This window comes from Streptomyces sp. 378 (assembly GCF_030124145.1).
Lineage (GTDB): Bacteria > Actinomycetota > Actinomycetes > Streptomycetales > Streptomycetaceae > Streptomyces.
In genome coordinates, this window is record NZ_JASKMS010000005.1 from 150666 (window position 1) to 174474 (window position 23809).

At 72.5% G+C, this 23809-nt stretch carries 24 protein-coding genes and 1 riboswitch; of the genes, 12 read left to right on the forward strand and 12 right to left on the reverse strand.

The features are described from left to right. Positions 1 to 3: 3 nt before the first annotated feature. Together QNO09_RS09440 and QNO09_RS39895 are read right to left on the reverse strand one after the other, a co-directional pair. Positions 4 to 1869, reverse strand: a complete 1866-nt coding sequence (locus tag QNO09_RS09440) for an anthranilate synthase family protein (protein WP_283969636.1) — start codon at positions 1867 to 1869, stop codon at positions 4 to 6. 109 nt (positions 1870 to 1978) lie between these two features. Then, positions 1979 to 2035 (reverse strand): trp operon leader peptide, encoded by a 57-nt coding sequence (locus QNO09_RS39895; protein ID WP_078625594.1) that lies wholly within the window; start codon positions 2033 to 2035, stop codon positions 1979 to 1981. Positions 2036 to 2131: 96 nt separating this feature from the next. Between QNO09_RS39895 and QNO09_RS09445 the strand changes: the two genes are divergently transcribed. Together QNO09_RS09445 and QNO09_RS09450 are read left to right on the forward strand one after the other, a co-directional pair. Next, positions 2132 to 3484, forward strand: a complete 1353-nt coding sequence (locus tag QNO09_RS09445; protein WP_283969637.1) for a class II 3-deoxy-7-phosphoheptulonate synthase — start codon at positions 2132 to 2134, stop codon at positions 3482 to 3484. A gap of 148 nt (positions 3485 to 3632) precedes the next feature. Further along, the gene (locus QNO09_RS09450; RefSeq protein ID WP_283969638.1) at positions 3633 to 3866 is read left to right on the forward strand and encodes a (2Fe-2S)-binding protein; all 234 of its coding nucleotides are present in this window, start codon (positions 3633 to 3635) and stop codon (positions 3864 to 3866) included. Between the two features lie 52 nt (positions 3867 to 3918). Here QNO09_RS09450 and bfr read toward each other — a convergent pair whose 3' ends face one another. Then, on the reverse strand, positions 3919 to 4395 hold the full coding sequence (gene bfr, locus QNO09_RS09455) for a bacterioferritin (RefSeq protein ID WP_283969639.1): 477 nt from the start codon (positions 4393 to 4395) through the stop codon (positions 3919 to 3921). A gap of 176 nt (positions 4396 to 4571) precedes the next feature. Between bfr and QNO09_RS09460 the strand changes: the two genes are divergently transcribed. Continuing rightward, positions 4572 to 5222: a sulfite oxidase-like oxidoreductase gene (locus tag QNO09_RS09460; RefSeq protein ID WP_283969640.1), complete on the forward strand. Its 651-nt coding sequence runs from the start codon at positions 4572 to 4574 to the stop codon at positions 5220 to 5222. A 4-nt stretch (positions 5223 to 5226) separates the two neighbouring features. On the opposite strand, the gene QNO09_RS09465 is transcribed toward QNO09_RS09460, so the two are convergent. The 5 genes from QNO09_RS09465 to thiO form a co-directional block, all read right to left on the reverse strand. After that, positions 5227 to 6105 carry a deoxyribonuclease IV gene (locus QNO09_RS09465; RefSeq protein WP_283969641.1) on the reverse strand — a complete coding sequence of 293 codons (879 nt, stop codon included), beginning with the start codon at positions 6103 to 6105 and terminating at the stop codon, positions 5227 to 5229. Between the two features lie 57 nt (positions 6106 to 6162). Then, positions 6163 to 8085, reverse strand: a complete 1923-nt coding sequence (gene pknB, locus QNO09_RS09470) for a Stk1 family PASTA domain-containing Ser/Thr kinase (RefSeq protein WP_283969642.1) — start codon at positions 8083 to 8085, stop codon at positions 6163 to 6165. A 93-nt stretch (positions 8086 to 8178) separates the two neighbouring features. Next, entirely contained in the window at positions 8179 to 8976 is a 798-nt protein-coding gene (locus QNO09_RS09475) for a thiazole synthase (RefSeq protein WP_283969643.1), read from the reverse strand. 2 nt (positions 8977 to 8978) lie between these two features. After that, positions 8979 to 9179: a sulfur carrier protein ThiS gene (gene thiS / locus QNO09_RS09480; RefSeq protein ID WP_283969644.1), complete on the reverse strand. Its 201-nt coding sequence runs from the start codon at positions 9177 to 9179 to the stop codon at positions 8979 to 8981. Then, on the reverse strand, positions 9176 to 10348 hold the full coding sequence (gene thiO / locus QNO09_RS09485) for a glycine oxidase ThiO (RefSeq protein WP_283969645.1): 1173 nt from the start codon (positions 10346 to 10348) through the stop codon (positions 9176 to 9178). The genes thiS and thiO overlap by 4 nt, the downstream gene beginning before the upstream one ends. Further along, positions 10346 to 10457, reverse strand: a riboswitch (TPP riboswitch). It overlaps the preceding gene by 3 nt. 52 nt (positions 10458 to 10509) lie before the next feature. Here thiO and QNO09_RS09490 point away from each other — a divergent pair. From QNO09_RS09490 to QNO09_RS09515, 6 genes are all read left to right on the forward strand, one after another. Then, the gene (locus tag QNO09_RS09490; RefSeq protein ID WP_283969646.1) at positions 10510 to 10860 is read left to right on the forward strand and encodes an avidin-fold protein; all 351 of its coding nucleotides are present in this window, start codon (positions 10510 to 10512) and stop codon (positions 10858 to 10860) included. 32 nt (positions 10861 to 10892) lie between these two features. After that, positions 10893 to 12134, forward strand: coding sequence for an NAD(P)/FAD-dependent oxidoreductase (locus tag QNO09_RS09495; protein ID WP_283969647.1), 1242 nt, complete (start codon positions 10893 to 10895; stop codon positions 12132 to 12134). Positions 12135 to 12243: 109 nt separating this feature from the next. Next, positions 12244 to 12609, forward strand: a complete 366-nt coding sequence (locus QNO09_RS09500) for an Rv2175c family DNA-binding protein (RefSeq protein WP_031131943.1) — start codon at positions 12244 to 12246, stop codon at positions 12607 to 12609. A gap of 324 nt (positions 12610 to 12933) precedes the next feature. Beyond that, the gene (gene thiE, locus QNO09_RS09505; RefSeq protein WP_283969648.1) at positions 12934 to 13584 is read left to right on the forward strand and encodes a thiamine phosphate synthase; all 651 of its coding nucleotides are present in this window, start codon (positions 12934 to 12936) and stop codon (positions 13582 to 13584) included. 98 nt (positions 13585 to 13682) lie between these two features. Then, complete coding sequence (gene metF, locus QNO09_RS09510; RefSeq protein ID WP_283969649.1) at positions 13683 to 14606, forward strand: methylenetetrahydrofolate reductase [NAD(P)H]; 924 nt, start codon at positions 13683 to 13685, stop codon at positions 14604 to 14606. A gap of 56 nt (positions 14607 to 14662) precedes the next feature. Continuing rightward, positions 14663 to 15598: an SCO2102 family sporulation regulator gene (locus tag QNO09_RS09515; protein ID WP_283969650.1), complete on the forward strand. Its 936-nt coding sequence runs from the start codon at positions 14663 to 14665 to the stop codon at positions 15596 to 15598. A gap of 28 nt (positions 15599 to 15626) precedes the next feature. On the opposite strand, the gene QNO09_RS09520 is transcribed toward QNO09_RS09515, so the two are convergent. From QNO09_RS09520 to QNO09_RS09535, 4 genes are all read right to left on the reverse strand, one after another. Further along, positions 15627 to 17117, reverse strand: coding sequence for a phytoene desaturase family protein (locus QNO09_RS09520; protein WP_283969651.1), 1491 nt, complete (start codon positions 17115 to 17117; stop codon positions 15627 to 15629). Positions 17118 to 17566: 449 nt separating this feature from the next. Further along, positions 17567 to 18196: a TetR/AcrR family transcriptional regulator gene (locus QNO09_RS09525; protein WP_283969652.1), complete on the reverse strand. Its 630-nt coding sequence runs from the start codon at positions 18194 to 18196 to the stop codon at positions 17567 to 17569. 47 nt (positions 18197 to 18243) lie between these two features. Next, positions 18244 to 20328 (reverse strand): YhgE/Pip family protein, encoded by a 2085-nt coding sequence (locus QNO09_RS09530; RefSeq protein WP_283969653.1) that lies wholly within the window; start codon positions 20326 to 20328, stop codon positions 18244 to 18246. Beyond that, positions 20300 to 21082, reverse strand: coding sequence for an ATP-binding cassette domain-containing protein (locus QNO09_RS09535; protein ID WP_283969654.1), 783 nt, complete (start codon positions 21080 to 21082; stop codon positions 20300 to 20302). The genes QNO09_RS09530 and QNO09_RS09535 overlap by 29 nt, the downstream gene beginning before the upstream one ends. Positions 21083 to 21248: 166 nt before the next feature. On the opposite strand from QNO09_RS09535, the gene QNO09_RS09540 reads away from it, so the two are divergent. The 3 genes from QNO09_RS09540 (at position 21249) to QNO09_RS09550 (ending at position 23692) form a co-directional block, all read left to right on the forward strand. After that, positions 21249 to 21809 carry an SAV_6107 family HEPN domain-containing protein gene (locus QNO09_RS09540; RefSeq protein WP_283969655.1) on the forward strand — a complete coding sequence of 187 codons (561 nt, stop codon included), beginning with the start codon at positions 21249 to 21251 and terminating at the stop codon, positions 21807 to 21809. 392 nt (positions 21810 to 22201) lie between these two features. After that, positions 22202 to 23008: a methyltransferase gene (locus QNO09_RS09545; protein ID WP_283969656.1), complete on the forward strand. Its 807-nt coding sequence runs from the start codon at positions 22202 to 22204 to the stop codon at positions 23006 to 23008. Positions 23009 to 23287: 279 nt separating this feature from the next. Beyond that, positions 23288 to 23692, forward strand: a complete 405-nt coding sequence (locus QNO09_RS09550; protein ID WP_283969657.1) for an SCO2097 family morphological protein — start codon at positions 23288 to 23290, stop codon at positions 23690 to 23692. The last annotated feature ends 117 nt before the right edge of the window (positions 23693 to 23809 follow it).

The window sequence follows — 23809 nt, forward strand, 5'->3', positions numbered from 1 at the left end:
CTGTCAGAGCGAGGGCGCGCCCGCGCCCCGCAACCGCCCCACCAGTTCGCGCACGACCCGCGCCCCGTTCAGCGTCAGCACCGACTCGGGGTGGAACTGCACGCCGGCGAACCCGGCGGTGCGCAGCGCGTGCACCTCACCGTTCGCGGCGCGCGCGACCTCGACCCCGTGCGCCGCCAGCTCGGCCGCCGTCTCGTCGTCGCAGCGCGCCACGAAGCTGTTGTAGAAGCCGACGGTCTCCCGCCGCCCGAACAGCTCGATCTCCGTCTGTGCCCCCTGGTACGGCACCTCCTTGCGCACGATGTCCAGCCCCAGCTCCGCCGCGATCAGCTCGTGACCGAGGCAGACGCCCAGCACGCCCTGCCGTTCGCCTCTGATCACCTCGGCGGTCAGGGAGCGCAGGAACCGCATCTTGGGGTCCGCCAGGTCGGACGGGTCTCCCGGCCCGGGGCCGAGCACCACGGGTCCCTCGTGGGCGAGCACCGCCTCCCGCAGCCCCGGCTCGTCGTACCGCCGCACGCTCGCCTCCAGGCCGCTGGAGCGCAGCACGTGCGCGAGCATCGCCGTGAAGGTGTCCTCGCCGTCGACGACCAGGGCGTGGCCGGCCCGTTCGTCCGCGCGCTCCCGCATGCGCAGCCAGAAGGGCGCGAGCGAGGCCCGGCGTGCGTCCAGCGCGGCCCGCACGCGCGGGTCGTCGGCCAGGCGCGGGCGGGTGTGCTCCGCATGCGGCCGTGCCGGCCGTACTCCCAGTGCCGCCAGCACCCCCGCCGCCTTGGCGTGCGTCTCGGCCACCTCGCCCGCCGGGTCCGAGCCACGCACCAGGGTCGCACCCACCGGTACCCGCAGTCGCCCGCCCGCGTCGATGTCGGCGGTGCGGATGAGAATGGGGGAGTCCAGGGTCTGGACCCCGCCCGGGTCCCGGCCGACCAGCGCCAGCGCCCCGGCGTAGTACCCGCGGCCGCCGCTCTCGTGCCGCTCGATCACCCGGCAGGCGTTCTGCACCGGCGAGCCGGTGACCGTCGCCGCGAACATGGTCTCCTTCAGGACCTCCCGCACGTCCAGCGAGGACCTGCCGCGCAGTTCGTACTCGGTGTGCGCGAGGTGCGCCATCTCCTTCAGCCGGGGCCCGACCACGACCCCGCCCCGGTCGCCGACGGTGCACATCATCTTGAGCTCCTCGTCGACGACCATCGACAGCTCCTCGATCTCCTTGCCGTCGGCGAGGAAGTCCAGCAGGTGCTCGGCCGTCGGCCCCTCGGCGGGGTAGCGGTACGTCCCGCTGATCGGGTTCATGACGACCGTGCCCCCGGACATCCGCACGTGCACCTCGGGGCTCGCCCCGACCAGCGTGCGGTCCCCGGTGTGCACGACGAACGTCCAGTACGCCCCCCGCTCGCCCTCCAGCAGCCGCCGGAACAGCGCGAGGGCGTCGGCCCGACCGAATCCGGGGATCTCACCCTCGTACGTCCGCCGGATCACGAAGTTGGCGCCCTCGCCCCGGCCGATCTCCTCCTCCAGCACGCGCCCGACGATCCGCGCGTACTCCTCGTCGGGGACGTCGAAGCCCCCGCCGTCGACGCGGACGTCGTGCGCCGGGAGCTGCTCCAGCGCCTCGGCCAGCGGGACGGCGCAGGACTCCTCGGGCGTGAGTGCCAGCAGGGGGGTGCCGTCGTCGCGGACGTCGAAGCCGCGCTCGCGGATCTGCCGGAAGGGCACCAGCGCGAGGCATGTGTCGGGCAGGTCGGCGAGGCGGTCGTAACCGGCGACCGGGCCGATCAGGACGTCGATCCTGTCGTGGTCCCGGCCGGGCGTCCGGCGGTGGAGCAGGGCGAACGGACGGGGATCGTCCGACAGCTGTGTCAGGTCCATGGAGTGAGTTCCTCTTCCGTCGCATCACGTCGATGTCGAGGAGGAACGACCCCGGAAACACCGAAGGCCGCCCCTCGGGCGGCCTTCGCGAAGTGGTGAGTACGCGCAGTCAGCGGGCCGCCGGATGAGCGGTCCACCACCAGGTCTGGGTCGAGTGCGCGAACATGGCAGGCACCTTACCCCACGTCCGAGGGGTGTACGGGGTGTCTCAATTACTGGGCACGGCTCAGGACGCCCGAGACGACCCCGTAGTGTTGAGGTCGTGACCGTGAACGCTAAGACCAGCGCGAGTGCTGGCAACACCTGGCGAAACCTGCCCGCGGCGCAGCAGCCCGAGTACCCCGACACCGAGGCTCTGCGCGCAGTGATCGCGGACCTCGAGTCGTATCCGCCGCTCGTCTTCGCGGGCGAGTGCGACCAGCTGCGCGCCCGGATGGCGGCCGTCGCCAAGGGAGAGGCGTTCCTCCTCCAGGGCGGCGACTGCGCCGAGGCCTTCGACGCCGTGTCCGCGGACCACATCCGCAACAAGCTCAAGACGCTGCTCCAGATGGGCGCCGTGCTCACGTACGCCGCCTCGGTGCCGGTCGTGAAGGTCGGCCGCATCGCCGGCCAGTACTCCAAGCCGCGCTCCAAGGGGACCGAGACCCGCGACGGCGTGACGTTGCCGACGTACCGCGGCGACTCCGTCAACGGCTTCGAGTTCAACGAGAAGGCCCGCGTCCCGGACCCCGAGCGCCTGAAGCGGATGTACCACGCGTCCGCCTCCACGCTCAACCTGGTGCGCGCCTTCACCACCGGCGGCTACGCCGACCTGCGCCAGGTGCACGCCTGGAACCAGGACTTCGTCAAGTCGTCCCCGTCCGGCCAGCGCTACGAGCAGCTCGCCCGCGAGATCGACAACGCGCTGAACTTCATGCACGCCTGCGGGGCCGACCCCGAGGAGTTCAAGACCGTCGAGTTCTTCTCGTCGCACGAGGCGCTGCTGCTCGACTACGAGTCCGCCCTGACCAGGGTCGACTCCCGCACCGGGCAGCTGTACGACGTCTCGGCCCACATGGTGTGGATCGGTGAGCGCACCCGGCAGCTGGACCACGCGCACATCGAGTTCGCCTCGAGGATCCGCAACCCGATCGGCATCAAGCTGGGTCCGACGACCACCGCCGAGGACGCGCTGCAGTACATCGAGCGCCTCGACCCCGAGCGGGAGCCGGGCCGGCTGACCTTCATCGTCCGCATGGGCGCCGACAAGGTCCGCGACAAGCTCCCCGAGCTGGTCGAGAAGGTCACCGCCTCCGGTGCGACCGTGGCCTGGGTGACCGACCCGATGCACGGCAACACCTTCGAGGCGGCCTCCGGGCACAAGACCCGCCGCTTCGACGACGTGCTCGACGAGGTCAAGGGCTTCTTCGAGGTCCACAAGGCCCTCGGCACCCACCCGGGCGGCATCCACGTGGAGCTCACCGGCGACGATGTCACCGAGTGCGTGGGCGGCGGCGACGAGATCTTCGTCGACGACCTGCACCAGCGCTACGAGACGGCCTGCGACCCGCGGCTCAACCGCAGCCAGTCGCTCGACCTGGCGTTCCTCGTGGCCGAGATGTACAGGGACCAGTAACGGGTCCGCCTGTTACCGGGGCAAGGACTGGGGCGCGGATCACACGATCCGCGCCCCTCTCCACTTTTGCGCTCCGGACCCGCCGGGTAAGGTTAGGTTAGCCTCACCGATCACCGGGGACGGCGCCAGAGAACGACCCCGTCGGGAGGTGAACCGCGTGTACGTCTGCAGTTGCTTCGGGATCACCGAGCAGCAGGTCAAGCAGCACGCGGACGGCGGCGCCTGCACGCCCCGCCAGATTGCCTCCGCCTGCAAGGCGGGCACGGACTGCGGCTCGTGCGTGCGCCGCATCCAGGCGATCCTGGGCAGGGGATCCTGCCCTCGCCGCGACCTGGCCGACCGGGGCGATCCGGTGCTCGCCGAACTGGAAGACGCCGCCTAGGGCGACAGGCGCCGCTGGTGTCGCGACGGGGCGAACGCTGCCTGCTGCGGCACTAGCTCGGCTGCTCGATCTGCTGCGCGATGTACAGCGCCTCGCCGAGCTTGTCGATGAGCTCCAGCTGCGTGTCCAGGTAGTCGATGTGGTGCTCCTCGTCCTCCAGGATCGACTCGAAGAGGTTCGCGGACGTGACGTCGCCCTTGCTGCGCATCACCTCGATGCCGCGCCTGAGGCGGTCGATCGCCTCGACCTCCACCTGGCGGTCCGCCTGGAACATCTCGGTGACCGTCTGGCCGACCCGCACATGGAAGAGCCGCTGGTAGTTGGGCAGACCGTCCAGCATGAGGATGCGCTCGGTGATCTTGTCCGCGTGCTTCATCTCATCGATGGACTCTTCACGCGTGTACTTGGCGAGCTTGGTCCAGCCCTTGTTGTCCTGGATCCGGTAGTGCAGCCAGTACTGGTTGATCGCCGTCAGCTCGCCGGTCAACTGCTCGTTGAGAAATTCGAGAACCTCGGGGTCGCCCTGCATCGCAGAGGCTCCTTCCACGCGGGGGGAACTGACAGGTTGCGCCGCATGATTCCACTGGCGGAGAAGATCGTCCAGTAAGTCTTCACTTAGTAAGTAAGGGCATGCTTAGTCGAGTCTGTCCGGTTTCGGGGTGGCCCCGGTCAGGGGCATCACCCGAGGTCTGTCAGGATGGAGTCATGGGTCAGCCGCTGGAGCACGAATCGGGAGAAGGGCGCGACCCAGCAGGTGCGACGCAGCCCGACCTGCCCCCGGGGCAGCGGCTGCAACGCGGATGGCCGGTCACGCACTACGGGCCCGTCCCCAAGTTCCGGCCCGAGCGCTGGGAGTTCCGGGTCTTCGGAGCCACCGCCGACGGCGGCAAGCACTGCTGGACCCACGAGGAGTTCACCGCCCTGCCCCACACCACCGTCGTGGCCGATCTGCACTGTGTCACGAAGTTCAGCATGCTCGGCGCGGAGTGGGGCGGCATCCCCGCGCGCACGATCCTCGACCTCGCCCCGCCCGCGGACGACGTCACCCATGTGATGGTGTGGGCCGAGTACGGATTCAGCTCCAACCTCCGGCTGTCCGACTTCGCCGACGAGCGGGTCCTGTTCGCCACCCACAAGGGCGGGGAGCTGCTCACCGCCGAGCACGGCTTCCCGCTGCGCCTGATCGTGCCCCACCTGTACGCCTGGAAGGGCCCCAAGTGGGTGCGCGGTGTGGAGTACATGACCGCCGACCGGCGGGGCTTCTGGGAGGAGCGCGGCTACCACAACATCGGCGACCCCTGGCAGGAGCAGCGCTACTCCTACCAGGAGGAGCCCGGGGACGGCCCCGGCATCTGACGCCTCAGCCGTCGCGCAGCTTCTTCAGCCGCTCCACGTCCCCGGCGTGCCCCTGCCTGCCGCCCGGCGTCTCGATGATCAGCGGCACCCCCTCGGTCGCGGGGTGCGTCATCAGCGCCCGGAACGGGTCCTCCCCGATGTGGCCGACGCCGATGTTCTCGTGCCGGTCCTTGTGCGCGCCCACCACGTCCTTGGAGTCGTTGGCGTGGATCAGCTTCAGCCGGCCCTCGCCCACCGTGTCCACCAGCAGGTCCAGCGTCCGGTGCATGCCGCTCGGGCCGGTCAGGTCGTGACCGGCGGCGAAGATGTGGCAGGTGTCCAGGCACACGCCGAGCATCGGATGGGCGTCCAGCGCCTCGAAGTACGGGCCGAAGTCCCAGGTCCGTGAGCACAGGGAGGCGCCCTGGCCGGCCGTCGACTCCAGCAGCAGGAACGGGTCGTCGTCGTGGGTCAGCTCGTCCAGCAGCGGCAGGAGATGCTCCCGGACCTGCTTCAGCGCCACCGACCGCTCGCGGCCGCCGGTCGCGCTGCCGGTGTGCACGACCACGCCCAGCGCCCCGATCTCCCGCGCGCGCCGCAGCGAGTGCCGCAGGGACTCCACCGAGCGCTCCACGGTCGCCTCGGTGTGCGAGCCGAAGTTGATCAGGTAGGGGGCGTGCACATAGGCCGGGATCGACTCGGCCGCACAGGCCGCGCGGAAGGCCTCGTCCTGCCTCGGGTTTCCGGTCGGCGTGGCCCAGCCGCGCGGGTTGGCGACGAAGACCTGGACGGTCTCCGCCTTCAGGTCACGGGCGTACGACAGACCGACGGAGTGGAGGCCACCGGCCACGGGGACGTGGCCGCCCACGGGATTGCGGGAGGGACCGGACAGCTGACTGTTCACCCGTTCAGGGTGTCATGCGTCCGGCCCGGCTCCGCCCACGGGCCTCGGTCGTGCCCGTCACCTGATCTCGATGGTGATCGTCGAGCCCTTGGGCGCGGTCCGGCCGCCCTCGACGGACTGGCCCTTGACCTCGTCGCCGAACAGGCCCAACAGGCCCCGGTCCTCGTCGACCTCGAACCCGGCGCCCTCCAAAGCCTGCCTGGCGTCGTCGACGCTGTCGCCGACCACGTCCGGGACCTCGATCATCTCGGGGCCCTTGGACAGCGTCAGCGTCACGGTGTCGCCCTCGGCCGCCGGGCCACCGGACTTCGGCGTCTGCCGGACGACCTGGCCCGTGTCGTACTCGAAGGAGTTGACCTGCTCGGTGGCGATTCTCACCTTGAGGCCGGCGTCCTCCAGCTGCGCCCGGGCGTCCGCCTCGTCGTCACCCGTGACGTCGGGGACGTCGATGCGGGCGCCCTTGCTGACGACCAGCGCGACGGCCGTCCCCGCACGCACCTTGGTGCCGTCCGCCGGGCGCGCGGAGATCACCGAGCCCCGCGGTACCTCCTCGCCGAACTCCCGGGTGACCATGCCGGGCTCCAGCCCGTCCTGCCTCAGCAGGTCCCGCGCCTCCTCCAGCCTCAGACCCGCCAGGGCGGGCACCCGCACGGTCTCGGGGCCGTCGGAGATGGTGAACGACACGGAGTCGTTGACGCGGATACGGGCGCCCGTTTCGGGGTCGCTGCCGATGACCGTGCCGCGCTCGACGGTGTCGCTGTGGGCGTGGCTGACCTCGCCGACCTTGAGCCCCGCCTCCTCCAGCTGGTCCCTGGCCTGCGCCTCGGTCTTCGTCAGCAACGCCGGGACCTTGGTGAACTGTCCGGAGTTGATGTACCAGACGCCCGCGCCGACGCCGAGGACCAGCAGCAGGGCGACGACGATCGAGACCACGCCGCGCCGTGGCAGGCGCCGCCCGGGTGGTGGGGGAGGCGGTGTCGCCAGCCGGCTGGTGCGGAGCACCTCCGGCTCGGCGTCCTCGTCGACGGGCAGCAGGCGCGGCACCGTCAGCGAGCGCGGGATCACACTCGTACGGTCGTCGGCGTTGTCGTGTTCCAGGGTGACCGCCCGCGGCGGCAGCGCGTCCAGCTGGTCCGCGCCCAGCCCCTCGCGCGACTGACGGGTCTGCGCCAGCAGCGCCACGGCGTCGTACGGGCGCAGGCCGGGGTTGCGGGCGGTCGCCGACGCGACCAGCTCGTCCAGCTCGTACGCCAGCCCCGGCACCGACGCCGAGGGCGGCGGGACGTCCTCGTGGAGGTGCTTGTACAGGATGACGGCGGGGGAGTCCCCCTCGTGCGGCTTGTCGCCGGTCAGCATCTCGAAGAGCATCACGCCGCACGCGTACACGTCGACGCGGGGGTCGGCCGTGCCGTTCTCTATCTGCTCGGGGGCGAGGTACGAGACCGTGCCGAGGACGGTGCCGGTGGTGTTCGTCACCGTGTCCACGGCCCGGACGAGACCGAAGTCGGCGACCTTGACCCGGCCGTCGTCCCCTATCAGGACGTTCTCCGGCTTCATGTCGCGGTGCACGAACCCGGCGCGGTGCGCGGCGCCCAGCGCGGCCAGCACCGGCTCCAGGATGTCCAGGGCGGCCCGCGGCTGCAGGGCCCCGCGCTCGCGCAGCACGTCCCGCAGGGTGCAGCCCGCGACGTACTCCATCGCCAGGTACACGTACGAGCCGTCGGTGCCCTGGTCGAAGACCTGCACCACGTTCGGGTGCGCCAGCCGGGCCACGGACTTCGCCTCGCGGATGAACCGCTCGACGAACGAGGCGTCGACCGCGAGCGAGGGGTGCATCACCTTGAGCGCCAGGACCCGGTCGAGCCGGGTGTCCACGGCCCGGTAGACCGTGGCCATCCCGCCGACCGCGATCCGCGCGTCGATGCGATACCGGCCGTCGAGCACCTGCCCGACCAAGGGGTCCTGAAGGGTCGTGTCCACGCAGGCGAGTGTACGAGTCACCACCGACGGCCCCGGCCTCCCGCCGGTTTTCGAGGCGGGACTGCAGCCGACCTGTGACGTGTCTCCCACCGGCTACCGGAAGGCCGGCCGTTCCGGATCCAGCGCGGCCGTCCCCTCCACCGGAGACGACGCCTGCGCGAAGTGCCGCCGGGGGATCCGCCCCGCCCGGTACGCCAGCCGCCCCGCCTCCACGGCGTGCCGCATCGCGTCGGCCATCAGCACGGGCTCCCGCGCCCGGGTCACCGCCGAGGCGAGCATCACACCCGCGCACCCCAGCTCCATCGCCAGCGCCGCGTCCGAGGCCGTCCCCGCGCCCGCGTCCAGGATCACCGGCACGCGCGCGTGCTCCACGATCAGCTGGAAGTTGTGCGGGTTCCGGATGCCGAGCCCGGAGCCGATCGGCGAGCCCAGCGGCATGATCGCCGCGCACCCCACGTCCTCCAGCTTCCGCGCCAGCACCGGGTCGTCGTTGGTGTACGGCAGCACCGTGAACCCGTCGTCGACCAGGGTCTCGGCCGCGTCCAGCAGCTCGATCGGATCCGGCAGCAGGGTGCGCTCGTCGGCGATGACCTCCAGCTTGACCAGGTCGGTGCCGAGGGCCTCGCGGGCGAGGCGGGCCGTGAGGACGGCCTCCCCGGCGGTGAAGCAGCCCGCCGTGTTGGGCAGCACCCGGATGCCGAGTTCGTCCAGGACGGACAGCACCGAGCCGTGCACCGAGGCGTTCACCCGGCGCATCGCGACCGTCGTCAGCTCCGTCCCGGACGCCACCAGCGACCGCTCCAGCACATCGAGGCTGGGCGCCCCGCCCGTGCCCATGATCAGGCGGGACGTGAAGGACGTGCCCCCGAGGAGCAACGGATCGTCGGCCATGGTCAGCCTCCTTGGACGGCGGTGAGGACTTCCACGCGGTCTCCCTCGGCCAGGGGCGTCGAGGGCCACGCGGCGCGCGGGACGACGGTTTCGTTGAGGGCCGCGGCCACGCCCGAGGACGAGGCGGTGAGCGACCTCACGACGGTGTCGAGAGCCGTACCGGGCCGGACGTCCCGGGGCTCCCCGTTGACGGAGATGTTCATGCGGGCTGCTCCGTGAGTGCGGTGGCGGGACTGAAGCGCTTCGGCGTGAAGGGCCGGGCCTCCTCGGGCAGTTCGCCCGTCGTCAGGACGTGTGCCAGGGCGTCGCCGGTCACCGGCGTGAGCAGGACGCCGTTGCGGTAGTGCCCGGTGGCCAGCGACAGACCCTCCAGGCCGGTCGGGCCGAGCAGCGGCGCGTTGTCGGGGGAGCCGGGGCGCAGCCCGGCCCGGGTCTCGGTGAGCGGCAGCTCGGTGATGCCGGGAACCAGCTCGTGCGCGTCCCGCAGCAGTTCGTACACGCCGCCCGCGGTCACGGTGGTGTCCCAGCCCAGCTCCTCGCTGGTCGCCCCGACGACCAGCTCGCCGCTCTCGCGCGGCACGAGGTAGACGTGGCTGCCGCGCACCACCGCCCGCACCGTCCGGCTCAGGAACGGCCCGGGCCGCTGCGGCATCGTCAGCCGCACCACCTGCCCCTTCACCGGGCGCACAGGAGGCAGCACGTCCCGCGGAATCCCCGCGAGCCGCCCGCTGAGGCTGCCCCCGGCGAGCACCACCTGCCCGGCGGCCGGCGCGGTCCCGTCGGCCAGGACGGCACCCGCGGCCCGGTCCCGTACGACGGTCAGCCGCTGCGCCCACGCCCGGTGGAAGACCACGCCGGCCCGCTCGCACGCGGCCACCAGGGCCCCGGCCAGCCGCCGCGGGTCGATCTGGTGATCACCGTCGACCCGGAGCCCGCCGCGCACGCCCGGCGCGAGCATCGGCTCCAGGCGCCGGCACTCGCGCCCCGACAGCCACTGCGAGTCCAGCCCCGACTGCTGCTGCAGGGTGTGCAGTTCGCGCAGGTGGGCCCGGTCGTCGGCGTCCAGGGCCACGGCGAGCGTGCCGCAGCGGCGGTAGCCGAGGTCCTGGCCGGTCAGCTCGGTGAGCTCGGCGGCGAAGTCCGGGTAGCGCCGGGCCGAGGCGAGGTTCAGGCCGAGCAGGGTCTGCTCGCCGTAGTGCAGTTCTGTGACGGCGGCCAGCATGCCGGCCGCCACCTGTGCGGCTCCGCCGCCGGGCTCGGGGTCCACGACGGCCGTGGCGAGCCCGCGTTGCGCGGCCCGCCAGGCCGTGGCCAGGCCGATGATCCCGCCCCCGATGACCAGGACGTCTGATGTGGTGGACGTAGGCGACATGGGCGTCCAGCCCCTCCCTTCGCCGGCATGACCCGGATCAGGTTCGTACGGTCGGAGGCCGCCAGCCTCCCTCTCAGCCCGGTGCGTCCGGGCTCCCGCGAGTGCTTTACGTTGGCCACCCTAGCCCGATGCCGCACGCCGCAGTAAGGGAGCCTCCGCCCATGGCCCGATCCCTCGACGGTCTCGTCCTCGCCCCGGTCGCCGACCAGGCACCGGGTCAGGTGGGCACCCGCACCCGGTTCACGTACCACGAGCGACAGGGCGAGATCTGGGCCGAGTACAGCGGCGGCGACGTCGTACGGGGGCATCTCGTGGGTACCCGGGAAGGTGACCGGCTGGACTTCCGGTACGTCCAGCTCCAGCGGGACGGCACCACGTCCTCGGGGCACTGCGTCTCGGCGGTCGTGGAGCTGCCGGACGGGCGGGTGCGGCTGGAGGAGACCTGGGAGTGGGAGTCCCGGCGGGGCGACGGTACGAGCGTTGTGGAGCAGGTCACGGCGTATGAGCGCTGACTGACAATGCGTCAGGTGTCTATGGTGATCAGGTGAGCGAGCAGACGCAGGAACCAGGTTCACCCGCGCCCCGGCGCGTGGTCGTGGCGGGTGCGGGCATGGCCGGGGTGCAGACCGCCGTCGCGCTGCGCGAGCGGGGCTTCACCGGCGATGTGATCCTGATCGGCGCCGAGCCGCACCAGCCGTACGACCGGCCGCCGTTGTCCAAGGCCGTCCTGCTCGGCAAGTCCGAGGGCTCCGCCTTCGACGTCGACTTCGACGCCCTCGGCATCGAACTGCGGCTCGGCTGCGAGGTGCTGGGCCTGCGCCCCGCCGACCACGAGCTGGACACCGAGGACGGGCCCGTGCCCTACGACGCCCTGGTCGTCGCGACCGGCGCCGAACCGGTCCGGCTGCCCGGCGCGGAGGGCGTGCCCGGCGTGCATCTGCTGCGCACCCTGGACGACGCCGAGCGGCTGCGGCCGGTGCTGGCCCGGCGGCAGGACATCGTGGTCGTCGGCGCGGGCTGGATCGGCGCGGAGTTCGCCACCGCCGCGCGCGAGGCGGGCTGCGCGGTGACCGTCGTGGAGGCCGCCGAACGGCCGCTCGCCGGGGCGCTGCCCGCCGAAGTCGCCGCCCCGATGGCCGGCTGGTACGCCGACGCGGGAGCCGTACTGCGGACGCACGCGCGCGTGGAGCGCGTCGAGCCGGGTGCCGTGCTCCTCGACGACGGCACCCGGCTGCCCGCGGGCGCGGTCGTCGTCGGCATCGGCGCCCGGCCCGCCACGGCCTGGCTGGCCGGTTCCGGCATCGCGCTCGGCGCCCACGCCGAGGTCCTGGCCGACGAGCATCTGCGCACGTCCGTACCGGACGTGTACGCGGTCGGCGACTGCGCCTCCTTCCCCTCCGGGCGCTACGGCGAGCGCTTGCTGGTCCACCACTGGGACAACGCCCTCCAGGGGCCGCGCACGGTCGCCGTGAACATCGTCGGCCGGGCCACGGGGGAGACACCGGCGGTGTACGACCCGGTGCCCTACTTCTGGTCCGAGCAGTTCGGGCGCTTCGTCCAGTACACCGGGCACCACGCCGCCGCGGACACGACCCTGTGGCGGGGCGATTCCTCCGGGCCGGCCTGGACGGTGTGCTGGCTGCGTGGTGAACGGCTGGTCGCGCTGCTGGCGGTCGGCCGGCCGCGGGACCTGGCGCAGGGCCGGCGCCTGATCGCGTCGGGCGCGCGGATGAATCCGGTCCTGCTGGCGGATCCGGCCAGGCCCCTGAAGGCCGCGACGACGTAGGCGCCGGGGCTCGCGCGCGGGGCCGGGGCGGCGCTGCGGGACCCGGCGCGTCCGCCGGGTGGACGGGGCCGACTTCCGACTGTCAGTGGCAAATGGCAGGCTTGTCTCCGTGACCGAGATTGACGCAAAGATCGATGCTCTCGTCCCCGCCTGGCTCACCCTCCCCGACATCGCCGAACAGTTCGGCGTCGAGGTGACGCGTGTGCGGCAGCTGGTCAAGGACGGCCAGCTCATCGCCGTACGCCGCGGTGAGAACCGCGCGCTGCACGTTCCCGCCGCCTTCATCGACGGGGACAAGGTCGTCAAGGGCCTGTCCGGGACCTTGACGCTCCTGCGGGACGACGGCTTCACGGACGAAGAGATGCTGGAGTGGCTCTTCACCCCGGACCCCAGCCTGCCCGGCACCCCCGCGCAGGCGCTCAGCGAGAATCGCGGCACGGAGGTGAAGCGCCGCGCCCAGGCGCTCGCGGTCTGACCCGGCCGCGACGGACAACCGTCCGGTGTCGTGAGCGAGGCCGGAACCGTCCGGTGCCGTGAGCGGGGCCGGGCCTGAACAACCGCCCGACGCGGGGGCCGTGGCCCAGGGGGCACGGCCCGGGGCGAGTCGCGCCGCGTCCGGGGTGCTCGTACCCGGCGGGCCGGGGCGGGCGTAAGGTGCCCGGGGCGTTCGCCGCGGGCACCGTCGCCGGGCGGGGCGCTCCAGCGCCCCTCCCCGCCGACAGCCGTGCGGACGCACGCCCATGCCGCCGACGCGCGTACGGGCCCCTCCCGCACGCCACCGACACCCTGGGGGACACGCATGACCGGCACCGCCGCACGGGCCCAGCTCGCCGACGCCCGCGTCTACCTCTGCACCGACGCACGCAAGCGGCAGGGCGACCTCGGGGAGTTCCTCGACGCCGTGCTGGCCGGTGGGGTGGACATCGTGCAGTTGCGCGACAAGGGCATGGAGGCGGGCGAGGAGCTGGAGCACCTGGCCGTCTTCGCCGACGCCTGCGCCCGGCACGGCAAACTCCTCGCGGTCAACGACCGTGCGGACGTCGCCCACGCCGCCGGCTCCGACGTCCTGCACCTCGGCCAGGGAGATCTCCCGGTCCCCGCGGCCCGTGCGCTCCTCGGCGACGACATTCTGATCGGCCGCTCCACCCACGCCGAGACCGAGGCCGCCGCGGCCGCCGTCCAGCAGGGCGTGGACTACTTCTGCACCGGCCCGTGCTGGCCGACCCCCACCAAGCCCGGCCGCCACGCCCCCGGCCTGGATCTCGTCCGGTACACCGCCGCCCTCGGCACCGACCGCCCCTGGTTCGCCATCGGCGGCATCGACCTCGGCCGTCTCGACCAGGTCCTGGAAGCCGGGGCCCGGCGGGTCGTCGTCGTCCGGGCGATCACCGAGGCCGACGACCCGGGGGCCGCGGCGGCCGAGTTCGCGAAGCGGCTGCGGGGACGGTAGTCGGGACGGTTTGTCCAAGGGATGGACAACAAGTGGACAATCCGGGCAAATGTCGGCCACCGGTTGGGGGACCGACCGCCCCTGGCTAACCTGCCGGTATGGCCCTCGGCACCGCATCCATCAGGTCGGACCACGCGCGCACCGTCCGCGACATGCTCGCGGCCGGCAAGACGACGTACTCCTTCGAGTTCTACGCCCCCAAAACCCCGAAGGGCGAGCGGAACCTGTGGAACGCGCTGCGCCGGGTCGAGGCGGTGGCGCCCGACTTCGTCTCCGTGACCTACGGGGCGGGCGGTTCCACCAGGGCGGGCACGGTCAAGGCGACCGAGGCGATCGCCTCCGACACCACCCTCACCCCGATCGCCCACCTCACCGCGGTCGACCACTCGGTGGCCGACCTGCGCAACATCATCGGCCAGTACGCCGACGCCGGGATCCGCAACATGCTCGCCCTGCGCGGTGACCCGCCCGGCGACCCGATGGGTGACTGGGTCCCGCACCCGCGGGGCCTTGCCTACGCCGCCGAACTCGTCGAGCTGATCAAGGCGTCCGGCGACTTCTGCGTGGGCGTCGCCGCCTTCCCGGCGATGCACCCCCGCTCCGCCGACTGGGACACCGACGTCCGCCACTTCGTCGACAAGTGCCGAGCGGGCGCGGACTACGCCATCACGCAGATGTTCTTCCAGCCGGAGGACTACCTCCGGCTGCGCGACCGCGTATCGGCCGCCGGCTGCGACACCCCGATCATTCCCGAGGTCATGCCGATCGCGAGCGTGAAGACGCTGGAGCGGATCGGGTCCCTCACCAACGCCGCGTTCCCCGCCGCCCTGAAAGAGCGGATCCTCACAGCGAAGGACGATCCGGCCGCTGTACGCTCCATCGGGATCGAATTCGCCACGGAGTTCTGCGCGCGGCTGCTCGCCGAAGGCGTGCCCGGCTTGCACTTCATCACGCTCAACAACTCCACCGCGACACTGGAGATCTACGAGAACCTGGGCCTGCACCACTCATCGCAGGCCTAGACCGTTCGCACCGGTATACGACACACTGCGTAGCGGCCACTGGGAGAGGGGCGTACATGGGCTGGGCGGTCCTCTACATCGCGTTCGGCATCGTCGCGCTGTGGCTGCTGGGTGAGGTGCTGCTGCAGTACAAGGCGCGGCTGCGCTGGCGGCTGCTGGCCTTCGCCGGGTTCCTCGGTGTCGTCGTCGGTGTCCTGATCCCGTCGGTCGTCGTCATCGGCCTTGGCGCCGCCGCCTTCGCGGTCGGGCAGACCTACGTCACCCTGTCGTTCCGCAGCGGCTTCGCGTCCGGCTGGGCGATGAACGCGCCCGCGCTCGGCGGCAGCAAGCGCCGTCGTGGGGAGCGCGGCCGCCGGGAGCCGACCCTGGAGGTCTCCGGGCTGGAGGCCGAGGGCGGCTACGACGACGAGGCCGACCCCTACCGCCGCGACCCCGCCGCCTACGGCGAGGACGACGACTACGACCGCGACGACGTCTTCACCCCGGCCCGCCCGGCCCACCAGCCGACGTCCGCCGAGTCCACCGCCGTCTACGAGCCGCAGCCCATGCCCGACGACACCGGCTCCTACGGTGTCTACGACAACGGGTACCAGGCCGGGGGGCAGCAGCCCGCCGACCAGTACGCCGCTCAGGCCGCCGACCAGTCCTACGCCTACGACCACTCCGGCTACGGCCAGCAGCAGGGCTACGACGCCACCGGTCAGCAGCAGTACGCCGCCTACTCCGACCCGTACATCGGCTCGTCGAACTACGGCCAGGCCTCGTACGACACCTCGTACGGCGACCAGCAGTACTACGGCCAGCAGGGTTACGCCCAGGACCAGTACGCCGGCACCCACGGCGGCGAGACCCCGCCCGGCGGGGTGTGGGTCCCACAGCAGCGCGACACCGACGAGTACGGGCGGGAGCTGCCGCCCGAGCAGCCGTACCCCTATCAGGGGGGCGGGCAGCAGCCGCAGGGGAACGGGTTCGACGAGCAGTACCGTTTCTGAAGCGCGAACCCGGCAGGCGGCGGCGGGGTCACTGCGAGCCGCGGAACTCCGGGCCCTCCACGATCAGTCCCGCCACCAGCGCGCCCGACATGCCCGCGTGCGGCAGCCCGCCGCCCGGGTGTGCCCAGCCGCCCACGGTGAACAGGCCGGGCACCCGTGTGGTGTTGGACGGATGCAGCAGCCGTCCGTCGGCCGCGGCCAGGGCCGGGACGGGGACCGCCCCGCCCTGCGCTCCCGTCGCGTCCTCGATGTCGGCCGGGGTGCGCACCTCGCGCCACAGGAGCCGGTCGCGCAGACCGGGCACGGCGCGTTCGGCGACGGTGAGCATGCGGTCGGCGAGGTCGTCGTGAGGCCGGCCGGGCCGCGCGGGCACCACCGTCGTGAGGGTGACCGCCTCGTGGTCCGCCGGGGCCAGGCGCGGATCGTCGGGCCGTAGCACCGCGACCGTGGGGCTCGGACTCCCGGCCGCCGTGCCGAACAGGGCGTCCAGCTCGGCCTCCCGGTCCCCGGTGTGCACCACCGTGCGGTGCGCCGTACCCTCCGCGCGGGCCCCGCGCAGGGCCAGCAGAAGAGTCAGCCGGGCGGTCGCCGCGGGCTGCGGGGGCACCTCGCCCTCGCCCCGTACGGCGGTTCCCGCCGTCAACCGGTCCAGGATGCCGGGCGCGACGCCCGCGACCACGAAGTCAGCCTCCGCCACCGACCCGTCGGCGAGTCGCACCCCCGACGCCCGGCTGTCCTTCTCCAGCACGCCGGTGACGTCGGCACCGAAGCGGAACTCGACCCTCCGGGCCAGGCACCGCTCGTACACCGCCCGCGCCAGCTCGCGCAGGCCGCCGCGCACGTACCAGGTGCCGAAGGCGTGCTCCATGTACGGCAGTACGGCCGCGCTCGCCGGGGTGAGCCGGGGATCCAGGCCGTACAGGAGGGCGTGGCTCTCCAGGAGTGCCACGAGCCGGGGGTCGCGCAGCTCCCAGGCGCCGATCTCGGCGAGTGTGCCGGCCCGCCGGGTGCGCAGCAGCCGCCGGTGGGGGACCGACGGGTAGGGCTCGCGCTCGCCCAGCACCTGCCAGTCGCGCCACAGCGGCTCCTCCAGCAGCGGCCGACGGGTGCGGTCCCAGGCCTCGCGGGCCCGGACCAGGAAGTCGCCCCAGCGCTGCCCGGCACCCGCGCCGAGCCCCTCGTCCAGGGCGGCGACGACGCCCGCGCGCGAGGCGTTCGGCAGCGACACCTCGGTGCCGTCCGCGAACACGTGGCGGGACGACGGGTCGACCTGGACGAGGTCGACGCTGGACTCCAGGGGCTCCTTGCCGGTCTTGACGAACAGGTCGCGGTAGACGGCCGGCAGCGGGAGCAGGGCGGGGCCCGTGTCGAAGGAGAACCCGTCACGCTCGAAGCGGCGCAGGGCTCCGCCGTAGGTGTCCGTCCGTTCGTACACCGCCACCCGGTGGCCCGCGACGGCCAGCCGGGCGGCGGCCGTCAGCGCGCCCATCCCGGCGCCGATCACCGCAATCCGTGCCATGCCAGGGACTTTATCGGCCCCCTCAGACAGCCTCCGCCGACAGCCCCTGCGACGGACCTCTCGGCCGCCTCCGAGTACGGGCGCGGAGGTGATCGTGACCAGTCGGCCGCGCGGCGTTGTGGGGCCGCGTGCGCAGGACTGAGTATCCGTACCCATACGGGGAGTTGAGTACGGGCGCGGATGGGGGACGACCTGCGCGGACGAGAGAGTGGAGACACGGAGAGGGGCTCGGCTCCGGCACCGGCGACACGGGGCGCCGGAGCGGGAGCCGGCCCACGATCCGCTCCTTCCGCCGGCGGTGTCGGCGGGAGCGAGGCACGGGGGAGTACCGGGGGACGACCGAACGGGGGTTGTGCGGGGGGACGCACGGGGGAGCACGGAAGGCGCCGGTTCGGTATGGCCCGCAGGGGACGCGGCCACACCGAACCGGCGTCTTCATGTCCGCACGATCAGCGGCAGCCGCTCACCCGTCCCTGGAGCAGCCGGGACAGGGCCGCGTGGACGTCGTCCAGGGAGCGCTCCGCCTGGAAGGACTTCCAGTCGAGGGCCGCCACCAGAACCATGCCGACCAGCGCCGCCGCCGTCAGCGGAACGTCGATCTCCGCGCTGAACTCGCCGCCCGCCACGCCGTCGCGCAGGACGTCCTCCACCACCGCGACGGCCTGCTGCCGGACCACCATCAGCGTGGACTGCCAGGTCCGGTTGGTGCGCCACAGCTCGGCCACGTACAGCTGGGTGAAGGCCGGGTAGCGGTCGATGAAGACCAGCCCCGCGCGGATCATCGCGTCGAGGGCGTCGACCTTGGTGCCGCCCTCCCGCTCGGTCCGCTCGGCCGCTTCCCGCAGGGAGGCGGTCAGCAGACCCACTCCGTGCCGCAGCAGCTCCTCGAAGAGGCCGGACTTGCTCGCGAAGTTGTAATAGACCGTGCCCTTCGCGACCCCGGCACGTTCGGCGATCTCGTCCACGGTCGTGGCGGAGAACCCCTGCTCGGCTATGAGCGTGACGGCCGCTTCGTAGAGCTTCTGCCGGGTGGCCTCGCGGCGCGTGCTGCCGCCCGACGCGGCACTGCTGCTTTCCATGGCCCTGATTGTCACAGGAAGCTCTCCGGGGGGAGTGACGGCGGGGCTCACAGGGTCAGCTCCGGGTGCAGCCGGTCCAGTGTCCACACCTGGCGCCGGCGGGCCGCCACGGCGGTCAGGGCGAGGGCGCCGACGGTGAACGCCGTCAGCACCACGCACGCGTGCCACACCGGTTCGAGTCCACCGCCCGTGATGAGCCGCCTGAGCGCCTCGACGACGTAGCTCATCGGGAGGAACGGGTGGAGCGCGTTGAAGAACCCGGGGCTGGTCTGCACGGGGTAGGTGCCGCCCGCCGAGGTCAGCTGGAGCATCAGCAGCGCGAGGACGAGGATCCGGCCCGCCGCCCCGAAGCGCGCGTTCAGCCACTGCACGATCGCCGCGAAGCACGCCGTCACCAGGAACAGGAAACCCACCGTCCCGGCCGCTCGCGCCATCTCCAGGCCGACCGCCCAGTGCAGCACCGACATCAGCGCCACCGTCTGCAGCACCCCGATCGCCAGCACCGGCAGCCAGCCCGCCAGCGCGATCCGCCACGCCGGGGCGCCGGCCGCGAGCGCCCGCCGGTTCATGGGCGCGATCAGCATGTACGCCACCATCGCGCCGACCCACAGGGACAGCGGGATGAAGTACGGGGCGAACCCGGTGCCGTAGTTGGGTGCCTTGTGCAGGTCGTGGGAGGCGAGCCGCACGGGGTCGGCCATGACCTCGGTGCGCCGGTCGCGGTCCCGCTCGTCGTAGTCGGGGATCTGCTCCGCCCCGTCGTGCAGGCCGCCGGCGAGCTTCCCGGATCCGCCGACGAGCTTGAAGATGCCGCCGTTGAGGTCGTCCGCGCCCGTCTTCAGCGTGCCGACGCCCTTGTCCAGGTCGACGGCACCGGTCTTGGCCGCGCCGAGGCCCTTGTGCAGCTTCTTCGCGCCGGCGGCGACCTTCGCTGCCCCGTCGTTCAGCTTGTTGATCTTCTTGACGGCGTCGGCGAGGTCCTCGGAGAGGTGCGGTGCGCGGTCGGCGAGGGCCTGGGACTGCTTCTGGAGGGTGGCGAGGTTCTTGTCGAGTGTGTCCAGATCGCCGTCCTGGTCCGCGATCAGCGTGTTGAGGTCGTCCGCGATGGTGGTCACGTCGGCGGCGGCGTCCTTGGCCTTCTTCAGGTCGGAGCAGGCCGCGTCGGGCAGGACGGGATCGTCGCAGCGCCGGGCGTGGACGTCGTTCAGCGTGCCGGAGGCCGCACGGGCGCCCTTGGCGGCGGTCGGGGCCGTCCTCACCAGGGTGTCCAGGTGCTTGCGGATCACCCCGGAGGAGTCGGCCACCAGCTGGGCGGTGTCGCCGATGGTCTTCTCGTTGCCCTTGAGGAACGGGCCGACCTTGCCGGCGGTGCCGTTGACCCGGTCGGCGAGCGTCTGCGTGCCCTCCGCGACCCGCTTCGAGCCGTCCTCCAGGTCACCCGTTCCGCTGTGGAGCTTCTTCAGGACCGTGGAGAGCTTGCCGCTGCCGTCCTTGGCGTCCCTCAGGCCGTCGGCGAGGTCCTTGGAGCCCTTCTCGGCCTTGCCGATGCCGCCCTTGAGCCGGTCGGCCCCCTCCGCCGCCTTCACGGTCTTGCCGTGGATGTCGGAGAACGACACGAAGATCTTGTCCAGGAAGGACCGGGACGTCTTCGTGGACGCCGCCTGCCGCACCTCGCCGAAGACCGTCCGGGAGATCTGCCCGACGATGTAGTTGTTCGCGTCGTTCGTGCGTACCTGGAGGGCGCCGGTCTCCGGGGTGTTCCCCGAGCTGGAGGCGATCCGCTCGCTGAAGTCGGCGGGCATGGTGAGCGACAGGTAGTAGCTGCCGTCCTCGACGCCCCTGCGGGCCTCGGCGGCGCTCACCTCCCGCCAGTCGAAGGTCTTGCTGTCGCGCAGGCCCTTCGTGATGTCGTCGCCCGCCGTGATCTTCTTCCCGTCGGCGGTCGCCCCCTTGTCGTCGTTCACGAGCGCCACGGGAATCCGGTCCAGACGGCCGTACGGGTCCCAGAACGACCACAGGTACAGCGCGCCGTACAGCAGCGGCAGCACCAGCAGCGCCACCAGTGCGGCCCGCGGCAGTCTCCCCCGCCCGAAGCGGCGCAGCTCAAGCGCGGCCAGACTCGGCGAGCGCATCGGCCTTCCCCTCTCCCTGGTCGGCCTCGTCGCCCTCGGCGACCGGCTCCTCATGGCTCTGCGCGGTGGAGACCGCGACGGCACCCTCGGGGGCCTCGGCGCACACCGCCACGACCGTCGTCCCGGCGTCGGCCAGAGACCCGAGCAACGCCCAGACCTCCGCCCGCTCCCCGTCCGAGAGCTTGAGGTCGGTGTCGTCGATGCCCAGCAGCCGCGGCTCGGCGATCAGGGCGAGCGCGACCGACAGCCGCAGCGCCTCCAGACGCTCCAGATCCCGCACGGCCGTGCGCGGCCCCTTGGGCAGGGCCTGAAGGTCGAGCCCGGCGGTTTCGAGCGCCGCGTCGACGCGCTGCCCGGCCTCGGCCGCCCGCTCGGCGCGCGGACGCAGCAGTCCGCGCAGTGACGCGCCGAACCGCTGCTGGAGCAATGCCCGTTCCCGCAGGTGCTCCCCGACGGTCAGCGCCGGGTCGAGGTCGGTGACCCCGGGAACGTGCGCCAGCGCGCTGACGCCCCGTACCGCCGCCATCTGCTTCGGCAGTCTCGCGTCACCGACGGCGGCCGTGCCCTCAGCGACCTTCATCCGCCCCGTCAGCGCGAGCAGCAGGCACGTGCGGCCGGACCCGGACGGGCCCTCGACCGCGACGAGCGAACCCGGCCCCGCGTCGACGGAGATGCCGCGGACCGCCCACCCCCGTGGCCCCTTGATTCCGAGGCCGTCGGCGGCGATCCGCACCCCTCCCGGCAGTTCCCCCACGAGTCTCCCCTTTTTGAACTGACTGGTCAGTGCAAAAACTACTCCGAACCTACGATCGAGGCAAAACAGCAGGTCAGAACGGATTGTCAGTGCCATACCTCACGATGGGTCACATACGGCACTTCGTGACCGGACGTGCCGTCACACAGACGACAGGAGGTTCGTCATGGCCAGCTACCACGCAGCAGCCGCCCGTCGGCGCCGCGCCACCGGCCCTGCCCCCTCACTGACCGGACCGGCGAGCGACGTGCACCCCGTGCTGCGCCGGGCCACGGCCCCGCCCGCCGCCCTCGACCTTCTCGCCCAGGCGCGCGCGAGCCTCGACGAGGCCACCGCCCTGGAAACACCGAACGAGCGCTACGCGACGGCCCACCTCGCCGCCCTGCGCACCGCGGCCGCGGTGCTCGCCGCCCGGGGGCGGCCGGAGACCTCGCCGCGGGCCCGGGCCAAGATCCGGAGCGCCTGGGAAGTGCTCCCGGAGATCGCGCCCGAACTGACCGACTGGAGCGCCCTGTTCGCCTCCGGGGCCCGGCGCCGCGCCCGGGCCGAGGCGGGCATCCAGGGCGCCGCCACCGGCCGGGATGCCGACGACCTGATACGGGACGTGTCGATGTTCCTGCGCCTCGTCGAGCGGATGCTCGTCCTCCAGCCGGTCCTCCCGCAGCCCCGCCCGGACCAGGACCAGCCGGACCCCGGCACGGGGAGGGACATGCCGGACGCGGGCTGACCGGGCAGGGGGGAAGGGCCCGGGCCCACTCGCGGCCTGGCGGTGTGGGGTTCCGGCCCATTCGGGTTCCGGCGATGCCGGGTTCCGGCCCCATCGGTTCCCGCGGTGCCGTACCTCGGGTCCAGCCGGATTCCGGCGGTGCCGTGCTCCGGGCCCAGCCTGTACCGCCGGCCCAGGTGGATCCGACATCCGCGGTGTGGGGTCCCGGCAGGTCCGACCAGGGCGCGGGCCACCAGACCCTTGGGCGTCCCGGCACCGGGTCATCCGGACGCCGAGGCCGAGGCAATAGGGTGGGGGACGCCTGAAGTCTTCCCTCCCTGACGCGGGGCCGGGGAAGACGCCCCGTTCCGCCGCCGTGCAAGAGGCGGTGCCGCGCCGAGGAGTCAACTGCCGTGTCGGACCCGATGCGCCCCCGCGCCTCACTCCGTACCGCCGTGGTCTGGGAGGTCCTCCAGGACGCCCTGGACCGCCGGGTCAAGGCCACGGGTCGGGAGTCGCTGGACGTCCTCGACACCGGAGGCGGCAGCGGCAACTTCGCGGTGCCCGTCGCCCGCCTCGGCCACCGGGTCACCGTCGTCGACCCCAGTCCCAACGCGCTGTTCGCCCTGGAGCGCCGCGCCGCCGAGGCCGGCGTCGCCGACCGGGTCAAGGGTGTCCAGGGCGACGCCCACGGCCTCTTCGACGTGGCCGAGCGCGGCGGCTACGACGCGGTGCTGTGCCACGGCGTCCTGGAGTACGTGGACGACCCGGCCGAGGGCGTCCGCAACGCGGTGGCGGCCCTGCGCCCGGAGGGCGTGCTCAGCCTGCTCGCCGCCGGTCTCGGCGGCGCCGTACTGGCCCGGGCCCTGGCCGGGCACTTCAAGGAGGCCCGGCAGGCGCTCGACGACCCGAACGGACGATGGGGCACGGGTGACCCCGTTCCGCGCCGCTTCACCGCCGAGCAGCTCACCGGCCTGGTCGAGGGCGCGGGCCTGCGCGTCGGGGCCGTGCACGGTGTGCGGGTCTTCGCCGACCTCGTGCCCGGCGTCCTGGTGGACACCGAGCCCGGCGCCCTCGAAGCGCTGCTGAAGCTGGAGGAGGCCGCGGCCGAGCTCCCCGCCTTCCACTCGGTGGCCACACAGCTGCACGTGTTGGGTGAGACCACCGGTGTTACCGAGAACAGTGGGGCGGTCGAGACCGATGGGACGGTCGAGGCCTGAGCCATTTCGTGAGGCACCGCCGCTGATCAGCGGCTTGGCTGTGCATGGAGTACGCCACAGGCCCCCCGAATGGGGGCGGCGCGCCGTATGATCGAGGGAGACCGTTCCGGCATGACGGGTCGGCCGCCGGGGAATGGAAGCCTCAGCGAGCCGGGACGCCCATGGCGGGTTCCGGTTGGTCAATTGGCGCAGAGGGGCGGGTTTCACGGGGGCGATTCCCTGCCTATCCTGAAGAGACCCCCCCGGTCGCCCCGGCGACTGCACGATGAGGAGGACTCCGTGCCGCTCTCGGAGCACGAGCAGCGCATGCTCGAGCAGATGGAGCGAGCGCTGTACGCCGAAGATCCCAAGTTCGCGACAGCGCTTGAGGGAAGCGGGCTGCGTACGTACACCCGGCGACGGGTCTACCAGGCGGTCGCGGGCTTCCTCGTAGGTATCGCGCTCCTCATGGCTGGAATGGTCGCCAAGCAGGTCTGGCTCAGTGTCGTGGGCTTCCTCGTCATGCTGGGCTGTGCGGTGCTGGCCGTGACCGGCTGGCGCAAGGCCCCCAAGCCGGGCGAACAGGCGGCCGGTGCCGGTGCCGCCGGACCCCGCGCCCGTCGGCAGGGTCGGCAGCGCCGCTCGATGATGGACCGCATCGAGCAGCGCTGGCAGAAGCGCCGCGACGAGCAGGGCGGCCATTAGCGCCCTCCGCGCAGCCTCTCCAGGCTTACGTGAATGCGTACGTCAGGGGGTGACCACCGGCTCGGTGGTCACCCCCTGACGCATGCGTGTGCACTGCACGTGCGAGGTGCACGCGGA

What these genes read in the sequence shown, in the direction of transcription:
- QNO09_RS09440 (WP_283969636.1), bottom strand. Translation starts at nt 1,869, where the DNA reads ATGGACCTGACACAGCTGTCGGACGATCCCCGTCCGTTCGCCCTGCTC.
- bfr (WP_283969639.1), bottom strand. Translation starts at nt 4,395, where the DNA reads ATGCAGGGCGACCCCGAGGTTCTCGAATTTCTCAACGAGCAGTTGACC.
- QNO09_RS09460 (WP_283969640.1), top strand. Translation starts at nt 4,572, where the DNA reads ATGGGTCAGCCGCTGGAGCACGAATCGGGAGAAGGGCGCGACCCAGCA.
- QNO09_RS09475 (WP_283969643.1), bottom strand. Translation starts at nt 8,976, where the DNA reads ATGGCCGACGATCCGTTGCTCCTCGGGGGCACGTCCTTCACGTCCCGC.
- thiS (WP_283969644.1), bottom strand. Translation starts at nt 9,179, where the DNA reads ATGAACATCTCCGTCAACGGGGAGCCCCGGGACGTCCGGCCCGGTACG.
- thiO (WP_283969645.1), bottom strand. Translation starts at nt 10,348, where the DNA reads ATGTCGCCTACGTCCACCACATCAGACGTCCTGGTCATCGGGGGCGGG.
- QNO09_RS09490 (WP_283969646.1), top strand. Translation starts at nt 10,510, where the DNA reads ATGGCCCGATCCCTCGACGGTCTCGTCCTCGCCCCGGTCGCCGACCAG.
- thiE (WP_283969648.1), top strand. Translation starts at nt 12,934, where the DNA reads ATGACCGGCACCGCCGCACGGGCCCAGCTCGCCGACGCCCGCGTCTAC.
- metF (WP_283969649.1), top strand. Translation starts at nt 13,683, where the DNA reads ATGGCCCTCGGCACCGCATCCATCAGGTCGGACCACGCGCGCACCGTC.
- QNO09_RS09515 (WP_283969650.1), top strand. Translation starts at nt 14,663, where the DNA reads ATGGGCTGGGCGGTCCTCTACATCGCGTTCGGCATCGTCGCGCTGTGG.
- QNO09_RS09520 (WP_283969651.1), bottom strand. Translation starts at nt 17,117, where the DNA reads ATGGCACGGATTGCGGTGATCGGCGCCGGGATGGGCGCGCTGACGGCC.
- QNO09_RS09525 (WP_283969652.1), bottom strand. Translation starts at nt 18,196, where the DNA reads ATGGAAAGCAGCAGTGCCGCGTCGGGCGGCAGCACGCGCCGCGAGGCC.
- QNO09_RS09530 (WP_283969653.1), bottom strand. Translation starts at nt 20,328, where the DNA reads ATGCGCTCGCCGAGTCTGGCCGCGCTTGAGCTGCGCCGCTTCGGGCGG.
- QNO09_RS09540 (WP_283969655.1), top strand. Translation starts at nt 21,249, where the DNA reads ATGGCCAGCTACCACGCAGCAGCCGCCCGTCGGCGCCGCGCCACCGGC.